We start from the raw sequence: 16,211 nt of genomic DNA on the forward strand, positions 1-16,211 counted from the left end.
TGACGCCCCCGGCCTTCACCCCCGGCTCCCCCTTGGGTCACAATCCGGTCTCGGAGGTCCGGTGAGGTCTTGTTTTCAGCCATGTAATCGATTCCAATCATCGCTGTAATCGATTCCACGGCTCTGGACCGCTGGTTTCGAGGCTCACGGAAACCACAAGGAGGTGGTCCGGAAATGGCGAGCATCAAGGATGTCGCGGCCGAGGCGGGAGTGTCCGTCGCCACGGTCTCCCGCGTTCTCAACAGCCATCCCTCCGTCAGCCCCGACGCGCGCAGACGCGTCCTCGCCGCTGTCGATGTCCTCGGCTACCGGCCCAACGCCGTCGCCCGTTCGCTGCGCACCGATCAGACGCGCACCCTCGGCCTGGTCATCAGTGACGTACTCAACCCGTACTTCACCGAACTGGCCCGCTTCGTCGAGGAGGAGGCTCGCGCCCTCGGCTACAGCGTCATCATCGGAAACGCCGACGAGCGGCCGGACCTGCAGGAACACCACGTACGTACGCTCCTCGACCGCCGGATCGACGGGCTCCTCGTCTCCCCGGCCGACGGAAGCTCCCCGCTCATGCCGGGTTCCGCGGGCAGCGGCACGCCGATGGTCTTCGTGGACCGTTGGATCCAGGGTGTGGACGTCCCCGTGGTACGTGCCGACGGCCGTGACGCCATCCGGGACCTGGTCGCCCACCTGCACGGCCTCGGCCACCGCAGGCTCGCGATCATCGCGGGCCCGGCGGCCACCACCACGGGCAACGAGCGGGTCGAGGCCTTCCGCGAGGCGCTGAGTGAGCACGGACTCGCGCTGCCCGACACCTACATCGGGCAGGGCGACTTCCAGGCGGACAGCGGGCGCCGCGCCACCGAGCGCTTTCTGGCCCTTCCCGAACCGCCCGAGGTCGTATTCGCCGCCGACAATCTGATGGCACTCGGCGCGCTGGACGCGATCCGCGCACGCGGGCTGCATGTGCCGCGGGACATCGGGCTCGCGGCCTTCGACGACATCCCGTGGTTCCTGCACACCGACCCGCCGATCACGGCCATCGCCCAGCCGACCGGCGAACTCGGCCGAGCGGCCGTGCGGGCGCTGGTCGACCTCATCGAGGGACGGTCCCCGCGGCCCGTCACCCTTCCCGCCCGCCTTGTCGTACGCAGTTCCTGCGGCGAGCACGCTTCGAACCCGAGGAGCAACCTGTGAGCACTCAGGACGAGTTGCTGCGCATCGAAGGCGTACGCAAGACCTTCCCCGGCGTGGTCGCTCTCGACAGCGTCGACTTCGACCTGCGCGGCGGCGAAGTGCATGTCCTGCTCGGCGAGAACGGAGCGGGTAAGAGCACCCTCATCAAAATGCTCTCCGGCGCCTACCGCCCGGACAGCGGCCGGATCTTCGCCCAGGGGCGTGAGGTCCGCATCCACAGCGCACAGGACGCCGAACGGCTCAAGATCGCCACGATCTACCAGGAGTTCAACCTGGTACCCGATCTCACGGTCGCCGAGAACATCTTCCTCGGCAGGCAGCCGCGCCGTTTCGGGATGATCGACCGGCATCGCATGGAGGCGGACGCCGAGGTGCTCCTGCGCCGGGTCGGCCTGCACGTCTCGCCGAAGGCCAAGGTGCGTGAACTGGGGATCGCCCGGCTGCAGATGGTGGAGATCGCCAAGGCGCTCAGTCTCGACGCACGTGTCCTCATCATGGACGAGCCCACGGCGGTCCTCACGTCCGAGGAGGTCGAGAAGCTCTTCCGGATCGTGCGGCAGCTGCGCGAGGAGGGTGTGGGGATCATCTTCATCACCCATCACCTCGAGGAGATCGCGGCGCTCGGCGACCGGGTCACGGTACTGCGCGACGGTCGCAGCATCGACCAGGTGCCCGCCTCGACCCCTGAGGAGGAGCTCGTACGGCTGATGGTGGGACGCAGCATCGAGCAGCAGTACCCGCGGGAGCGGCCGAAGGCCGGAGAGCCCCTGCTCGCCGTACGCGGGCTGACCCGGAACGGCATCTTCCATGACGTCAGCTTCGACGTTCGGGCGGGTGAGGTCGTCGGCCTCGCCGGCCTCGTCGGCGCCGGACGCACAGAGGTCGCCCGTGCCGTCTTCGGCGCGGACCCCTATGACGCGGGCACCGTCGATGTACGCGGCGAGCGGCTGGCCAAGTACGACGTGACCGCGGCCATGGGCGCCGGGATCGGCCTCGTGCCCGAGGACCGCAAGGCCCAGGGCCTGGTCCTCGACGCCTCCGTGCAGGAGAACCTCGGCCTGGTCACCCTGCGCTCGGCGAGCCGGTCCGGGCTCGTGGACCTCAAGGGACAGCGCACGGCCGCCGCCCGGATCGCCGAACAGCTCGGGGTACGGATGGCGGGCCTCGGCCAGCATGTCCGCACCCTCTCCGGTGGCAACCAGCAGAAAGTCGTCATCGGCAAGTGGCTGCTCGCCGACACCAGAGTGCTGATCCTCGACGAACCGACGCGCGGCATCGACGTCGGCGCCAAGGTCGAGATCTACCAGCTCATCAATGAGCTGACGGCCTCAGGCCACGCCGTGCTGATGATCTCCAGCGACCTGCCCGAAGTCCTCGGCATGAGCGACCGGGTGCTGGTCATGGCCCAGGGCCGGATCGCCGGAGAGCTCCCCGCGCACGAAGCGACCCAGGACGCGGTGATGGCGCTGGCCGTCAGCACCGCCCCCACAGCAACTCCCGTAACGACTCCGGCAACGACGCCGGCTGTGAACGAAGAGGAGAGCCCCCGTGGCCACTGACACGCTCAAGAGCAATACGGGCGCGAGTGGCGCCGCAGGACTTACGGTCCGCCGCCTCCTGCTCGACAACGGCGCCCTGAGCGCCCTGGTCGTCCTGCTGGTGGCGATGTCGCTGCTCTCCGGCGACTTCCTGACCACCCAGAACCTCCTGAACGTCGGCGTGCAGGCCGCCGTCACCGCGATCCTCGCGTTCGGCGTCACCTTCGTCATCGTCTCGGCCGGCATCGACCTGTCCGTCGGTTCGGTGGCCGCGCTCTCCGCGACCGTCCTCGCGTGGTCGGCGACGTCGGAGGGTGTGCCGGTCTGGCTGGCGGTGATCCTCGCAGTCGTCACGGGCATCGCCTGCGGATTCGTCAACGGCGCGCTCGTCTCGTACGGCAAACTGCCGCCGTTCATCGCGACACTGGCCATGCTCTCCATCGCGCGCGGTCTGTCCCTGGTCATCTCCCAGGGCAGCCCGATCGCCTTCCCCGACTCGGTCTCCGTGCTCGGCGACACGCTCGGCGGCTGGCTGCCCGTCCCGGTCCTCGTGATGGTCGCGATGGGCCTGATCACGGCATTGATCCTGGCCCGTACCTACATCGGTCGTTCGATGTACGCGATCGGCGGCAACGAGGAAGCGGCCCGGCTCTCCGGACTGCGCGTCAAGCGGCAGAAGCTGGCCATCTACGCCCTGTCCGGCCTTTTCGCCGCGGTCGCGGGCATCGTGCTCGCCTCCCGTCTGACCTCCGCGCAGCCGCAGGCCGCGCAGGGTTACGAACTCGACGCGATCGCCGCAGTCGTCATCGGCGGCGCCAGCCTCGCCGGCGGCGTCGGCAAGGCGTCCGGCACCCTGATCGGCGCGCTCATCCTCGCCGTGCTGCGCAATGGACTCAATCTCCTGTCCGTGTCCGCCTTCTGGCAGCAGGTCGTCATCGGTGTCGTCATCGCCCTCGCGGTGCTGCTGGACACACTGCGCCGCAGGGCCGGGTCCAAAGCCGCCTCCTCGACCGGCTCCTCCGGCGCACCGGGATCCGGCGGCAAGCGGGCGGGAGCGGTCAAGTTCGGGATCGCCGCACTCTGCGTGGCCGTTGTCGTGGGCGGGGTGTCCTACTTCAACTCAGGCTCCTCCGGTGGGAACACCAAGGTGGGCATGTCGCTCTCCACGCTCAACAACCCGTTCTTCGTGCAGATGAAGGCAGGCGCACAGGCGGAGGCGAAGGCGGCCGGGGTCGACCTCACCGTCACCGACGCGCAGAACGACGCTTCACAACAGGCCAACCAGCTCCAGAACTTCACCAGTTCCGGGGTGAAGTCCATCATCGTCAACCCGGTGGACTCGGACGCGGCCGGTCCCGCCGTGCAGAGCGCCAACAAGGCGGACATTCCGGTGGTCGCCGCGGACCGAGGCGTGAACAAGGCGAAGACCGCGACGCTCGTCGCCTCCGACAACGTCGCCGGAGGCAAGCTTGCCGCCACGGCGCTGGCCGACAAGCTCGGTGGCAAGGGCAGCATCGTCATCCTGCAGGGCACCGCGGGTACCTCCGCCAGCCGCGAGCGCGGCGCAGGTTTCGCCGAAGGGATCAAGGCGTACCCCGGCATCAAGGTCGTGGCCAAGCAGCCTGCGGACTTCGACCGCACCAAGGGCCTGGACGTCATGACCAATCTGCTCCAGTCCCACCCCGATATCACCGGTGTCTTCGCCGAGAACGACGAGATGGCGCTCGGCGCGGCCAAGGCACTCGGCAGCAAGGCAGGAAAGTCGGTGTCCGTCGTCGGATTCGACGGAACTCCGGACGGCCTGAAGGCGGTTGAGGCAGGCACGCTGTACGCGTCAGTGGCCCAGCAGCCGAAGGAACTGGGCAAGATCGCGGTGCAGAACGCGGTGAGGGCCGCAGAGGGCAAGAAGGTCGGCAGCACGGTGAAGGTGCCGGTCAAGGTGGTCACCGAGAAGAACGTCGCCGACTTCTCCTGAGCGGGACCTGAACACTGCCTGACCACGGAAAGCAGGAACAATGCACGAGAACGACCACGACCGGTACGACCTGCTGGTCGTAGGGTCCGCCAACGCCGACCTGGTCATCGGCGTGGAACGCCGCCCCGCACCCGGTGAGACCGTGCTCGGTTCCGATCTTGTCGTCCATCCGGGCGGCAAGGGAGGAAACCAGGCGGTGGCCGCCGCCCGCCTCGGGGCCGTCACTGCCCTGCTGGCCCGGGTCGGCGACGACGCCCACGGCCGCCTGCTGCTGGAGTCGCAGCGGGCGGCAGGTGTGGACACCAGCGGCGTCCTCGTGGGCGGGGCACCGACCGGAGTCGCGCTGATCACCGTGGACCCCTCGGGTGACAACAGCATCGTGGTGTCGCCGGGGGCCAATGCCCGGCTGACCCCGGAGGACATCCGGGAGGCCGGAGCCCTGTTCGGGGCGGCTCGGGTCGTCTCCGTACAGCTGGAGATTCCGCTGGAGACGGTCGCCGAGGTGGCCGGTGCGATGTCACCCGGCACCAGGCTGGTCCTGAATCCGTCCCCGCCCGCACCCCTGCCCGACGATGTGCTCGCCGCCTGCGACCCCTTGGTGGTCAACGAGCACGAGGCGCGCTACATCCTGGGCGAAGCCGCGGGCACCACGCCCGAGGAGTGGGCGCGAGCACTCATCGGGCTCGGCCCGCAGTCGGTCGTGGTCACGCTGGGGGCGGCGGGCGCACTCGTCGCCGACAGCCGCAGGGACGACGTCGTACGCGTACCGAGCCCCGAGGTCGAGGCCGTGGACACGACCGGGGCCGGTGACGCGTTCACCGCCGCCCTGGCCTGGCGGCTCGGCCTGGGCGAGGAGCTCACCGAGGCTGCCGCGTTCGCCGTCAGGGTGGGCGCGGCGGCCGTCACGAGGCAGGGCGCACAGGCGTCCTTCCCGACCGCAGAGGAAGTCGCCGCGCTGTGAAGAAGGCAGGAATCCTCAACCGCCATCTCGCCGGAGCACTGGCCGAGCTGGGCCACGGCGACGGGGTACTGATCTGCGATGTGGGCATGCCCATCCCGGCCGGCCCCCGGGTCGTCGACCTCGCCTTCCGGGCCGGTGTCCCGTCGTTCGCCGACGTGCTCGACGGGCTGCTGGACGAACTGGTGGTGGAGGGCGCGACAGCAGCGCACGAGGTGCGGGAGGCCAACCCGGAGGCCGCACGCCTCCTGGACGAGCGACTTCCGGAACTCGCCCACGTACCGCACGAGGAGCTCAAGGCGCTTTCGGCGGGTGCCCGGCTGGTGGTGCGGACGGGAGAGGCGCGGCCGTACGCGAACGTGCTGCTGCGGTGCGGGGTGTTCTTCTGACAGAGGCCGGCAGACACCGGTCGCGTCCGCGGACCGGCCCGAACGTGCCACGGTGCCGGCCTCTCGGGCAGAACCGTCCGCCCGTGACCCGGCGGGCGGACTCGTTCGGTGCAGGGCAATCGCTCCAAAGCAGCGCCCGACGGAGATCTCCTCGGATGAGAAGACGCACCATCAGTAATACCCGGCCGACGTCGCCTTGGGGGAAGCGTGACGTAGCGTTGCCCTTTTGGTGGTGTTCGGAAGAGCACCGCAAGGCATCGTTGTGCCCCCATCAGCCATGGGGCACCGAGGGGTATTGGGATGAAGCTCTGCTTCCTCGTCGAAGAGCTGTACCGGCATGACGGCATGCCGCTTGACGTGGCCCGACGACTGTCGTCGTGGGGGCACCAGGTGGACGTGGTGCGCCCCGGTGGCTCGCTGCTGCGGATTTCGGAAGAGGTGCGGGCGGGGACCCATGACGCCTGGGTACTCAAGACCGTGTCCGGCGGCCCCGGGCTCACCCTTCTGGAGGCCGCGGCGGCCGTCGGCCTGACCACGGTGAACGATGCGCGGTCGATCCGCGCGGTGCGCGACAAGGTCCTTACATCGGTCATCGCGCGGCAGCACGGGCTGCCGGTTCCGGTGACCTATTCGGCACCCAGGGCCACGCTGTTCGCGGACGTCCCCGCCGAACTCTTCCCCCTGGTGGTCAAGCCCGCCGACGGCAGCTCGGGGCGGGGGGTGCGGCTCGTGCCGGACCCCGGGCACCTGGCGGATGCGGAGCAGGCGGGGGAGGGCCAACTGATCGCCCAGCCCTACGTGCCCAACTCCGGTTCCGACCTGAAGGTCTACTGTCTCGCGGGCGAGCTCCATGCGACCTTGCGACGCTCCCCGCTCCACCCGGACGGGCCGGTCGAGGAGGGAGCCGTCCCCCTGCCCGCCGAGGTGGTCGCAGTGGCGGCGAAGGTGGGGTCGGTCTTCGGTCTCGACCTGTACGGCATCGACGTGGTGCTCGGCCCCGACGGTCCCGTGATCGTCGACATCAATGACTTCCCGAGCTTCCGTCAGGTCCCCGACGCCGTATCCCGGTTGGCCGGTGCCGTCCTCGACCTGGCCAGGGCGGGCAGCGCTGCCAGGACGGGCGTTCCCGCCTTCGCTCCGTGCATTCCCGCGCAGCCGCAGATCCCCCACGGACAGCCCCACCCGCACGCCGAAGCGGACATGCTGGCGGCCGCACCGGGAGCCGCCCAGATATGAGGGTGTGTCTGCTGACCGACAAGCCGGATCATCCGCTGCTCGCCGCAACCTCTTCCGCACTGATCGAGGCGGAGCACCGGGTGACGTTCCTGAACCCGGACACCGGAACCGGATCCCCGTCGGAACTGGTGATCCCGGATGATTTCGCCGACGTCTACCTCCTCAAGGCTCATACTCCCCGGTCACTGGAGCTTGCCCGATTCCTCGAAGCGCACGGTGCCCGGGTGGTGAACTCCGCCGCCGCGACGGAGCTGTGCCAGGACAGGAGCCGGATCGCCGCCGTGGCCGATGGCGCCGGTCTGCCGATGCCCCGGACCAGGACCTTGGACACGCTGTCCGAAGCCCTCCCTGGAGCGGAGCGGTCGGAGAACGACTTTCCGCTCATGGTCAAGAGCCGTCACAGCCGACGCGCAGACCTTGTGGCCTGCGTGGACGGCCCGGCCGGGCTCCGGGACCTTGCCGCGAAATGGCCCGACGAGCCTGTCGTCATACAGGAGTTCGTCGCGAACAGCGGCTGGGACCACAAGCTGTGGGTGATCGCGGGAGAGGTGTTCGCGGGGGTACGCCCCGCACCGGTGGGCGCCCCGCCGGACGCGGCCCGGTCCGCTCCACTGGTACGTGACCTGCCGCGGGCCTGGACCGAAACAGCCCTCCACACGGGCGAGGTCTTCGGCCTGGATGTCTACGGTGTCGACGTGCTGGACCGCGAGGGGGCGCCCGTCGTCGTCGACGTCAACGCCTTCCCGGGCATCCGCGGGCCGAAGGGCGCTCCGGCGGCGCTGGCGGCCCTGGCACTGCGACGCCCCCGGCCGCGCTCGGCCCGCCTATAAGGCCTGACGCACCCCGGCCTCCACCAGGAACTCGCAGGGGGTGCCGATTGGGGTACTTCCCGCCCGCGGTGCGACCCGGGCCGCCTCCTGCACACCTCGGGCCCGGTGCGTGCTGCCCCGGATGAAGACAGGGGGGCCTGGGGTCCGACGGGATCGAGGGAGCCCGCAGGAGGAGGCCGGAATGAAGAGGGTCGCATCCACCCGCGCTTTGGCAGCCGCCGATGGGCGGGCTCGCGCCGGCCGCGCAGAAAGTGCCGCAGGCGGCCCTCTGCGCACTCATGGTGTTCTCGACGGCTCGCTGGGCCTCGGCGCGGGCGTCATGCTCCTCCCCGTCGGCGTGCGGCCGGGACACGGCGACGCAGGCGATCGACGACGCGCCGGGGGAGGCGGTCGCGGTCGCCGTCAGCTCCGGGCGGCGTACACGATGAGGTTGTCCACGGGGTGGCCCTGGGCGTCGAAGGCGCCGTCGCAGGTGATGAGACGCAGGACGCGCTTGTCGGTGGCGCCGTAGACCCTCTTGGTCGGGAAGGCCTTCTTGCTGACGGTCTCCGTGCCGGTGACCCTGAAGTGGATCTCCGCTCCCCGGTCGTTGCGGATCGCGATGTCCGCACCCTTGCCGATCTTCTTCAGGTCGTGGAAGACGGCCTTCCCGAAGCGGGTGTTGTTGTGCCCTATGAGGACCGCGGCGCCACGCTCGCCGGGGGCGGCGCCACCGGTGTACCAGCCGGCCGTCATGCCCTTCTCGGCGGGCGGGACCTGGACGGTGCCGTCCTCGTTCAGACCGAGCCGCATCAGCGAGCTGTTCACCCCGATCGAAGGGATGCTGACATGGGTGGGGCTCGCCGTGGGATTCGGCTTCCCGGACTTCCCGGGCCTCTGTGTCCCCTCGGGTCCCGTGTCCTTCGGAGGGTTGAGAGAGTCCGGGACGCCGGATGAACTGCCGTCGGCGTGTGGTGCGGCGGACGAGGCATCCACGGCGCCGGAGGAGCAGCCGGTGAGGGCGAGACAGGCGAGCACCGGAAGTGTGACACGCCAAAGCGATGCGGGCGTACGGGACATGGGGGCTCCAGAACGGGACGGAGATGGGCAGTGGCGCCGCCCGGGACGGGGCGGCGCCACAAGGGAAGGTCAACTGTTGCGCGCGGTCGGTTGTCGTGCGCGGTCAATCGCCTTGCATGTCAGTGGCCGTGAAGAGACTGACGCGCCGACAGTTCAGCGGCCCTGCTGTGCGGCGGAGCGGCGGCGCAGCACGATCGTTCCCGCTCCCGCGACCAGAAGAGCGGCTGCGGCCGACCCGACAAGGGCGGTGGTGCTGTCACCCGAGGTGCCGGCCGGTCGCTCGCCCGCGGCGACGCCACCGCGCGGAGCGGCGGCAGCGGGACGCTCGCCCGCGGCCGAAGGCTCGACCACGGCCGGGGCGGGACTGTCGCCCGCGGCAACACCGCCACGGGGCGCAACCGACGGCTCCGAGCCCCGCGCGGGCGCGCCGGTGACACCGGCCGGGGCGGCTGCGGCGGACCGCTCGACGGACGGCTTCGGTACGGGCGTGCTGTCGGCGAAGGCCGCGGTCGACGGGACGAGTACCGCGCCGGCCGCGACAGCGGCAAGGAGGGCGGTACGCAGGGACAGACGGTGGGGCATGGGCATGGCTCCATTCCAGGTCGGCCTCGGTGGTGCCCGGAAGCCGGTTCGCACCGGGCGCGAGGCATGCCGACAGGCTGGCGTGAAGTTATGAAGAAGCTGTCAGATCGCTGTGGTCATCGCATCAGGCCTGGCCCGCACCGCTTCCACAGCCGCCCACGGCACGTTCGGGTCCGCCCGCGCCGCTCCCGCGTTCGCAGCCGCCTGCCGCGCTCCCCGACACGCCCGTCGAGGCTCCTTGGAACTCGTCCGACCCACCAGCTTCTCCGCATTCATCCGACCCCGTCTGTGCAGGATCTGCCGGTAGCCGGAGCGTGAACACCGAACCCTGCCCCTCGACGCTCGCCGCACTCACCGAGCCGCCGTGCGCCTCGACGAGTTTCCGTACGATCGCCAGGCCCAGCCCGCTGCCGCCGGTGCGGCGGCTGCGGGACTTCTCCGCGCGCCAGAAGCGGTCGAAGACATGGGGCAGATCCTCGGCCGAGATGCCGCTGCCCGTATCCGTGACGTCCACCACGACCTGGTCCGCACACTCGGACCCATACGCATGCAAGGAGACATTCCCACCCGCCGGGGTGTGACGCACCGCGTTGGAGACGAGGTTGCCGATGGCCTGACGCAGCCGGACCGGATCGGCCGTCAGCTCGGGAACGGCAGCGCCGGCCGTCGCCGTGAGGACGGCCAACGTGACTCCAGCCGTCTCCGCTCCTCCCTGGTGGGCCGCGGCGACCTGGCTCAGAACGTCCTCGATGCGTACCGGCTCGGGGTGCAACCGCAGCGCACCCGCGTCGGCCGCGGCCAGATCCTGGAGATCGTCGATGATGTGCTGCAGCTGAACGGCCTCCGTGTGGAGCGAGGAGATGAACGCCGGGTCGGGCTCCGCCAGACCGTCCTGTGCTGCCTCCAGCCAGCCGCGGATGTTGCTCAGCGGGGTGCGCAGTTCGTGGGCGACGTCGCTGACCATGTCCTTGCGCTGTCCTTCGAGGCGGGAGCGGTGGGCCGACATGTCGTTGAAGGCCGCGGCGAGCCGCCCGATCTCGTTGTCGTCGGTGACCAGCACCGGCGCGGAGTCCTCACCGTCCCGCATCCGTTGTGCCGCACCGGTGAGGGCGTGCAGCGGCCGTACGAGCCGGGCCCCAGCCAGCATGGTGGCTCCGACGGTGAGCGCCAGGACGAGCGCCGCGGCACCCGCGATCTTCGCGGTGTTCGCCGGGGAGAGGTCGAAGCCGGGCACGGTCGTGCCGCCCTCGTCGCCGATGAACAGCAGTGCGGGCGAGGCGACATAGGAACTGAGCTGCTCACGGCGGGCCGTGCCCACGCAGGATGCGGTGGCCCGGTCGTCGTCGCCGGTGCGGACGCTCGGCGCGGGAACGGGCGACGGGGTGGAGACACCGGCGCTGGGCATCGGCTCGGGACCGTCGCCCCAGGACAGGTCCAGATTGAGCTGTACGCCCGTGCGGCCCTGACGTTTCAGGCAGGCATCGGCGAGCTGATTGAGCGCCCCCAGCGCCTTTCTCTCGGTCGCTGTCGGTTCGTCCAGGCTGTCGGATGCGCACCTGGTGCCCTGAACCCGGTCGGGATCGTTGCCCACGACCTCGATCCGCGGGCGCCCACTCGGGCCCCGAACCACATCCGCCGCGACCCCGGACCGATTGAGGCACGCCACACTCCGGTCGGCGGCACGCTGCAACGCCGTGCGTTCGGCCGCGGGCAGCCGGAACGGACCGACTGCGCGCGGGTCGACACGGTCGGCCGTGACGCCGGCCCGGCCCGGCGTCTGGGACAGCGCCGTGTCCACGGACAGCGGATCCACGATCGCCGATGCCTCGGGCGGCAGCGCGGGCGGGGACGGCTGGGTGGCGGAATCGGCGAGTGGCCGGCGCTGCTCGGTGGTGAGGGCGATCCGCCGGCCGGACTGCCGCGCCAGGTCATGCACGGTGCTGTCGACGCCGTCCCAGGTGGGGTGGGCCGCCGCATATCCGAGCAGGGTGTTGTAGATCCGGGCGTCGGCGGTGAGGTTCTGACCCTGTTCCTGCTTGATGGCGCCGGAGGTGGTCTGTACGGCAAGCCAGGCCGTGGCGGCCACCGAACACGCCGCCACCAGCGCCGATACCGCCAGTAGACGGCCGAACAGACTCTTGCGGAGCGGCAGCCGCGCCCGCTGCTCACGTCGAAGGGGCACCACACGCACCCGGCTACGACGACGCACGCGAAGCATTCCTCGCCGGGTCCGTCAGCTTGTAGCCGACACCGAAGACGGTGAGCAGCCGGGCCGGCCGACGCGGTGCGGGCTCGATCTTCTTGCGCAGGTTCATGATGTGCACGTCGACGGTGCGAAAGCTGATGTACCGGTCGAAGCCGTGCAGCTCCTCCAGGAGCCGCTGCCGAGTGAAGACCCGCTCGGGCTCGGTCGCCATGGCGGCGAGAATCCGGAACTCACCGGGCGTGCACTCCACGAACCGGCCCTCGACCGACACCTCGTGCCGGATCGGGTCGATCACGAGCGCACCCACCGTCAGCACCTGATCCGCAGCGGGGTCGGTACCTGCCGCAACCCGTCGGGTGCGACGAAGCAGCGTCCGTACGCGCGCCATCAACTCACGCGGGCTGTACGGCTTCGTCATGTAGTCGTCCGCACCGAGATCCAGACCCAGCAGCAGATCGTCCTCCGTGCTGCGGGCCGTCAGCATCAGCACCGGCAGCTCCCGGTGCTCGGCGCGCAGCACACGTACCACGTCCAGACCGTCGGCCCGCGGCATCATCACATCGAGCACCAGCAGATCGGGCTCCCGGTGCCGGACCTCGGCGAGGGCCGCCAGGCCGTCCCCGACGACCGTGACCGCGTGGCCCTCGTGTTCCAGGTAGCGGCGTACGAGTTCGGCCTGCTTCTCGTCGTCTTCGGCGACTATGACGTTTGCGCACACGCGGACGATCGTAGATGAGTTCACCCGGGCCCCTCGCAGCGCCGGACCGCCGGGTTGCGCCATGGAGCGGTTCACCGGCCCATGGTCCGGCCCCCGTGGATGCCGGGTCGGGGAGGGAGCACTGGTGACCAGATGCGGTACGGAGGACGAGGGCCGTGCACCACACCCTCTCGGGGCACGCAGCGATGGCCGGACCGGTGGCGCGGGACTGTGCGCCACCGAGCGGGCCTGCGCGGATCGAGCGTTCCGGCACGGGGGAGGCCGAGGTTCCGATTCCGGTGCTCCGGCTCTTGTCGCAGGCCCCGCCACCTGGTCTTGTGTACCGCGGGCACCGTGGGTGATCCGTGACGAGGTCCGCGGCCGGGCTGCGCGCATCCGGCGCACAGACGCGGGCGAGGCGGGGAGAAACGTGGAACCAGTGACCGGACACGATGTACGAGGCACGCTGCCCGAAGGGCTTGCCGAGGCGATACGCGCCACTGCCGAGGAGATCGCCGCGGTGCTTCGCGGGGTTGCCGACACGGGCGTTCCGGTGCCCGGCTCGGAGTGGACCCTCGGGCAGGCGGCAGCGCATCTGGCGCAGGCCAACGAGCTGATGGCCGACATCGCGGCCGGGCAGGAACGCAGCTACGGCGACGGAACGCCGCAGAGTCTGGCCGAAGCCAATGAGCGCGCGCTCGCCGGCTTCGGGGAGCGGGACGCCGATCCGCTGGCCGAAATGATCGTGACGCACGCGGACGCGTACCTCACAGCGGTGGACCGGCGCACCACGGACGCGAACGTGGTCACCCCGTTGGGCCCGATGACCAAGGCGGTGCTGGGCTCGTACCTGCTGACACACATGCTCGGCCATGGTTACGACCTCGCCCGTGCGCTGGGCCGCCCGCACATGCTCGACCGCACCCGCGTCGAGCTGTCGCTGCCCTTCCTGATCACGGCGATGCCCCGGGTGACCGATGCCGCTGCGATCGCCCGGCTGACCGCCCGCTACACGATCCGACTGTGGGGCGGCGCCCGCTTCGGCGTCACCTTCACCGACGGCGTCGTATCCGTCACCCCGCAGCCGCCCACCCACCCGGACTGCACCATCCTCATCGAGCCGGTCACCTTCCTCCTCATGGCGCTGGGCCGGTGCAACCCGTGGGGAGGCATGGCCCGCGGCCGTGTTCTTGCCTGGGGTCGCAAACCCTGGCTCGCACCCCGCTTCCCGGAGCTGTTCAAGGCGCCCTGAGGGGCGGGCGGGTTTCCGGCGTCAAGCCAGGACGGTCATCATGGTCACGTCCAAGGGATGGCGGCCCGTCTGACGCTAACGTTGATCCGCACGGTGGCAGCGGCGGTGCCGGGGAGGGCGCACCGCGCGGAACACCGGGAACGAGGAGTGCGCGACATGCTCGATCCCACTTCGGTGGCGGCTATTTCGGCGGTACTCGGCGCAGTTGGTTCGGGGATGGCCAACGAGGCGGGCAAGTGGGCCTGGGAGTCGACCGGCGGCGTCGTACGGAGAATCGTCGGCCGGGAGGTCCCCGCGCCCGTCGCCCGGGAGGAACGGGACGACGTGGCCCGCATGGTCTACGAGCAGATCCGAACGAACCCGCAACTCGCCGCCTCCTGGAGCGTGTTCGCTTCCAGAGTGCACGGAGGACCGAATCCGGCCCGAGCCGCACAGTCACACCTTCCCGCCTCCATAAGGTTCTTCACGGACCGCAAGGAAGCGATGAGGCAACTCCAGCGAGAGGCAACCCGCCGTGCGGACGGACGGCCCCGGCTCGCCCTGGTGCACGGCCCGGACGGCATGGGGTCCAGCACGCTCGCCGTGCACTTCGGATCCCGGCCGACCCGGCTCTTCCCGGACGGCCAGATCTATGCCGACCTCGGCGGCGGCGGCGCCGGGAGCGCACGCGACGTCGGAACCGTACTGCGCACACTGCTTCGCCAACTGGGCGTGCGGGATGAAGAGATGCCGACCGCCACCGACCGGCTCGGTGAGTTCTTCCGCCATTGCGCAGCGGACCGCAAACTCCTGGTCGTGCTCGATCACGCGCACTCCGCAGCGCAGGTCAGACCGTTCCTGACGTCGGCGCCAGGGGTGTTCACGATCATCGTCGCCCGGACCCCGTTCCCCGGCCTCGACGCCGTAAGGGTTCCCGTCGGTCCGCTCACGGACAAGGACGCCGTGCGCCTGCTCACCGATATCACCGACAAATCCACCGTCGCCGCAGCCCGCGCCACGCTGCCTTCGCTGCTCGCACGATGCGGCGGATCGCCGTACGCCCTGCGCGCCGCAGCGGACCGGCTCTCCACCCCCACGCTTGCGCCGCGTCGGGCCGTATCGGACAGCGACCCGGTACAAGGGGCGGCGGAGGACAGCTATCAACTTCTGACCCCGGAATCCGCCAAGTTGTACCGGTTGATGGCACTGCGCGGCTGGCCCGCCTTCGACGCCGCGACGGCCGGACGGGCCACCGGCCAGGACCAGGCGGTCACGGCGGAACTCCTGGCGGATCTCGCCGACAGGATGCTCCTGGAACGCAGCCGGAGCGGAACCGGCAACGGCCGCTATCACTACCGCCCCGGGGTCCGCGCACACGCCGAGGCGACAGCGATCCGCGAGGACGGAATCGCGGCCTGCTCCGCAGCTCTCACCCGCACGCTTCTCGCCTATACGGACCTGGCGACATCGGCGGCTCACCAGGCACTCCCGGAGAGCTGGCGCGTCCCGGCGCCCGACGAGGACCGGATCGGGCAGAGGTACGAGGACCGGGGCGCCGCCCTGGACGCGCTGCTCGCGGAGCTGGGCAACCTGGTCGAGGCCGTTCGCTGTGCCGAGGAGTCCGGCGACCCGGACACCGCCGTACGCCTGAGCCGTTCCCTGTGGCCGCTGCAGCTCAAGGCGGGCCACCACGAGATGCTGCTTCCGGCGCTGCGTATCGGAGCGCGTCTCGCCGACGCCCATTTCCCGGGAAGCCTCGATGCCGGAGCGCTCCACGCCCAACTGGCGCACTCACTGACCGAGTTGGGGCGTTGGGAGGAAGCGGAGGCGGAGACACTGGCGGCGGCGCGGGCCGAGGAGTCGGCCGCCCACAAGCGAGGCCACGCCTCGGCCGTGGAGTTCCTGGGACTGCTCAGGCTGCGTCAGTGGCGTTACCAGGAGGCGTACGAGTGCTTCGACGAAGCGGGCGTCATCCTGAACACGATGGGCGCACGCGACGAGGGAACCGCCGACCTGCCCCGTGCCCAGGCCCTGTTGGAACGCCATCGCGGCCGAGCCCTGCGCGGGCTCGGACAGGGCGGGGAGGCCCGCGAGAGGCTGGAGACCGCACTGCGGCACTTCCGGGCGAGCGGCGATACGTACAACACGGCCCGGACGCTCACCGATCTGGCCGAGACATGGTTGGACGAAGAGGACACCGAAGCGGCACTGCCGTTGATCGACGAGGCGATCGCAACGCTCGACGGCCAGCGTGCGGAGTACCACCTGTCGCATCTGCGACGCATGAGAGAACGCTGCGTCACCCCGTAGGCGTTCTTC

At 70.3% G+C, this 16,211-nt stretch carries 13 protein-coding genes; 9 read left to right on the forward strand and 4 right to left on the reverse strand.

Annotated features, from left to right (window positions below; genetic code table 11):
• The first annotated feature begins 174 nt into the window (after window positions 1–174).
• The 7 genes from GA0115254_RS17180 (at window position 175) to GA0115254_RS17210 (ending at window position 8,117) form a co-directional block, all read left to right on the forward strand.
• Complete coding sequence (locus GA0115254_RS17180) at window positions 175–1,191, forward strand: LacI family DNA-binding transcriptional regulator (RefSeq protein ID WP_093896171.1); 1,017 nt, start codon at window positions 175–177, stop codon at window positions 1,189–1,191.
• Window positions 1,188–2,750: a sugar ABC transporter ATP-binding protein gene (locus GA0115254_RS17185; RefSeq protein ID WP_093896172.1), complete on the forward strand. Its 1,563-nt coding sequence runs from the start codon at window positions 1,188–1,190 to the stop codon at window positions 2,748–2,750. The genes GA0115254_RS17180 and GA0115254_RS17185 overlap by 4 nt, the downstream gene beginning before the upstream one ends.
• Window positions 2,740–4,704: an ABC transporter permease/substrate-binding protein gene (locus GA0115254_RS17190; RefSeq protein WP_093896173.1), complete on the forward strand. Its 1,965-nt coding sequence runs from the start codon at window positions 2,740–2,742 to the stop codon at window positions 4,702–4,704. Before GA0115254_RS17185 ends, GA0115254_RS17190 begins: the two co-directional genes overlap by 11 nt.
• A 40-nt stretch (window positions 4,705–4,744) precedes the next feature.
• Window positions 4,745–5,665, forward strand: a complete 921-nt coding sequence (locus GA0115254_RS17195; protein WP_093896174.1) for a ribokinase — start codon at window positions 4,745–4,747, stop codon at window positions 5,663–5,665.
• Complete coding sequence (gene rbsD / locus GA0115254_RS17200; protein ID WP_093896175.1) at window positions 5,662–6,051, forward strand: D-ribose pyranase; 390 nt, start codon at window positions 5,662–5,664, stop codon at window positions 6,049–6,051. Before GA0115254_RS17195 ends, rbsD begins: the two co-directional genes overlap by 4 nt.
• A 300-nt stretch (window positions 6,052–6,351) precedes the next feature.
• A complete protein-coding gene (locus GA0115254_RS17205; protein ID WP_093896176.1) occupies window positions 6,352–7,287 on the forward strand; it encodes an ATP-grasp domain-containing protein in 936 nt (311 codons plus the stop codon).
• A complete protein-coding gene (locus tag GA0115254_RS17210; protein ID WP_093896177.1) occupies window positions 7,284–8,117 on the forward strand; it encodes an ATP-grasp domain-containing protein in 834 nt (277 codons plus the stop codon). Before GA0115254_RS17205 ends, GA0115254_RS17210 begins: the two co-directional genes overlap by 4 nt.
• A gap of 402 nt (window positions 8,118–8,519) precedes the next feature.
• On the opposite strand, the gene GA0115254_RS17220 is transcribed toward GA0115254_RS17210, so the two are convergent.
• The 4 genes from GA0115254_RS17220 to GA0115254_RS17235 all read right to left on the reverse strand — a co-directional run bounded on the left by GA0115254_RS17220 (window position 8,520) and on the right by GA0115254_RS17235 (window position 12,682).
• On the reverse strand, window positions 8,520–9,176 hold the full coding sequence (locus GA0115254_RS17220) for a class F sortase (RefSeq protein WP_093896179.1): 657 nt from the start codon (window positions 9,174–9,176) through the stop codon (window positions 8,520–8,522).
• 153 nt (window positions 9,177–9,329) lie between these two features.
• Window positions 9,330–9,758 carry a hypothetical protein gene (locus GA0115254_RS17225; protein WP_093896180.1) on the reverse strand — a complete coding sequence of 143 codons (429 nt, stop codon included), beginning with the start codon at window positions 9,756–9,758 and terminating at the stop codon, window positions 9,330–9,332.
• 124 nt (window positions 9,759–9,882) lie between these two features.
• Entirely contained in the window at window positions 9,883–11,976 is a 2,094-nt protein-coding gene (locus tag GA0115254_RS17230) for an ATP-binding protein (protein ID WP_093896181.1), read from the reverse strand.
• Window positions 11,954–12,682, reverse strand: a complete 729-nt coding sequence (locus GA0115254_RS17235; RefSeq protein WP_256102626.1) for a response regulator transcription factor — start codon at window positions 12,680–12,682, stop codon at window positions 11,954–11,956. Before GA0115254_RS17235 ends, GA0115254_RS17230 begins: the two co-directional genes overlap by 23 nt.
• Window positions 12,683–13,091: 409 nt before the next feature.
• Here GA0115254_RS17235 and GA0115254_RS17240 point away from each other — a divergent pair, with 409 nt between their 5' ends.
• Both GA0115254_RS17240 and GA0115254_RS17245 read left to right on the forward strand, forming a co-directional pair.
• Complete coding sequence (locus tag GA0115254_RS17240) at window positions 13,092–13,913, forward strand: maleylpyruvate isomerase family mycothiol-dependent enzyme (protein WP_256102627.1); 822 nt, start codon at window positions 13,092–13,094, stop codon at window positions 13,911–13,913.
• A 156-nt stretch (window positions 13,914–14,069) separates the two neighbouring features.
• Window positions 14,070–16,202, forward strand: a complete 2,133-nt coding sequence (locus GA0115254_RS17245; RefSeq protein WP_093896184.1) for a tetratricopeptide repeat protein — start codon at window positions 14,070–14,072, stop codon at window positions 16,200–16,202.
• Window positions 16,203–16,211: the final 9 nt, after the last annotated feature.

Origin of the sequence: Streptomyces sp. Ncost-T10-10d (assembly GCF_900091955.1) — a bacterium.
Lineage (GTDB): Bacteria > Actinomycetota > Actinomycetes > Streptomycetales > Streptomycetaceae > Streptomyces.

Excerpts from the sequence above, each read along its gene's own strand:
- GA0115254_RS17180 (WP_093896171.1), top strand. The coding sequence starts at position 175 with ATGGCGAGCATCAAGGATGTCGCGGCCGAGGCGGGAGTGTCCGTCGCC.
- GA0115254_RS17195 (WP_093896174.1), top strand. The coding sequence starts at position 4,745 with ATGCACGAGAACGACCACGACCGGTACGACCTGCTGGTCGTAGGGTCC.
- GA0115254_RS17205 (WP_093896176.1), top strand. The coding sequence starts at position 6,352 with ATGAAGCTCTGCTTCCTCGTCGAAGAGCTGTACCGGCATGACGGCATG.
- GA0115254_RS17210 (WP_093896177.1), top strand. The coding sequence starts at position 7,284 with ATGAGGGTGTGTCTGCTGACCGACAAGCCGGATCATCCGCTGCTCGCC.
- GA0115254_RS17220 (WP_093896179.1), bottom strand. The coding sequence starts at position 9,176 with ATGTCCCGTACGCCCGCATCGCTTTGGCGTGTCACACTTCCGGTGCTC.
- GA0115254_RS17225 (WP_093896180.1), bottom strand. The coding sequence starts at position 9,758 with ATGCCCCACCGTCTGTCCCTGCGTACCGCCCTCCTTGCCGCTGTCGCG.
- GA0115254_RS17230 (WP_093896181.1), bottom strand. The coding sequence starts at position 11,976 with ATGCTTCGCGTGCGTCGTCGTAGCCGGGTGCGTGTGGTGCCCCTTCGA.
- GA0115254_RS17245 (WP_093896184.1), top strand. The coding sequence starts at position 14,070 with ATGCTCGATCCCACTTCGGTGGCGGCTATTTCGGCGGTACTCGGCGCA.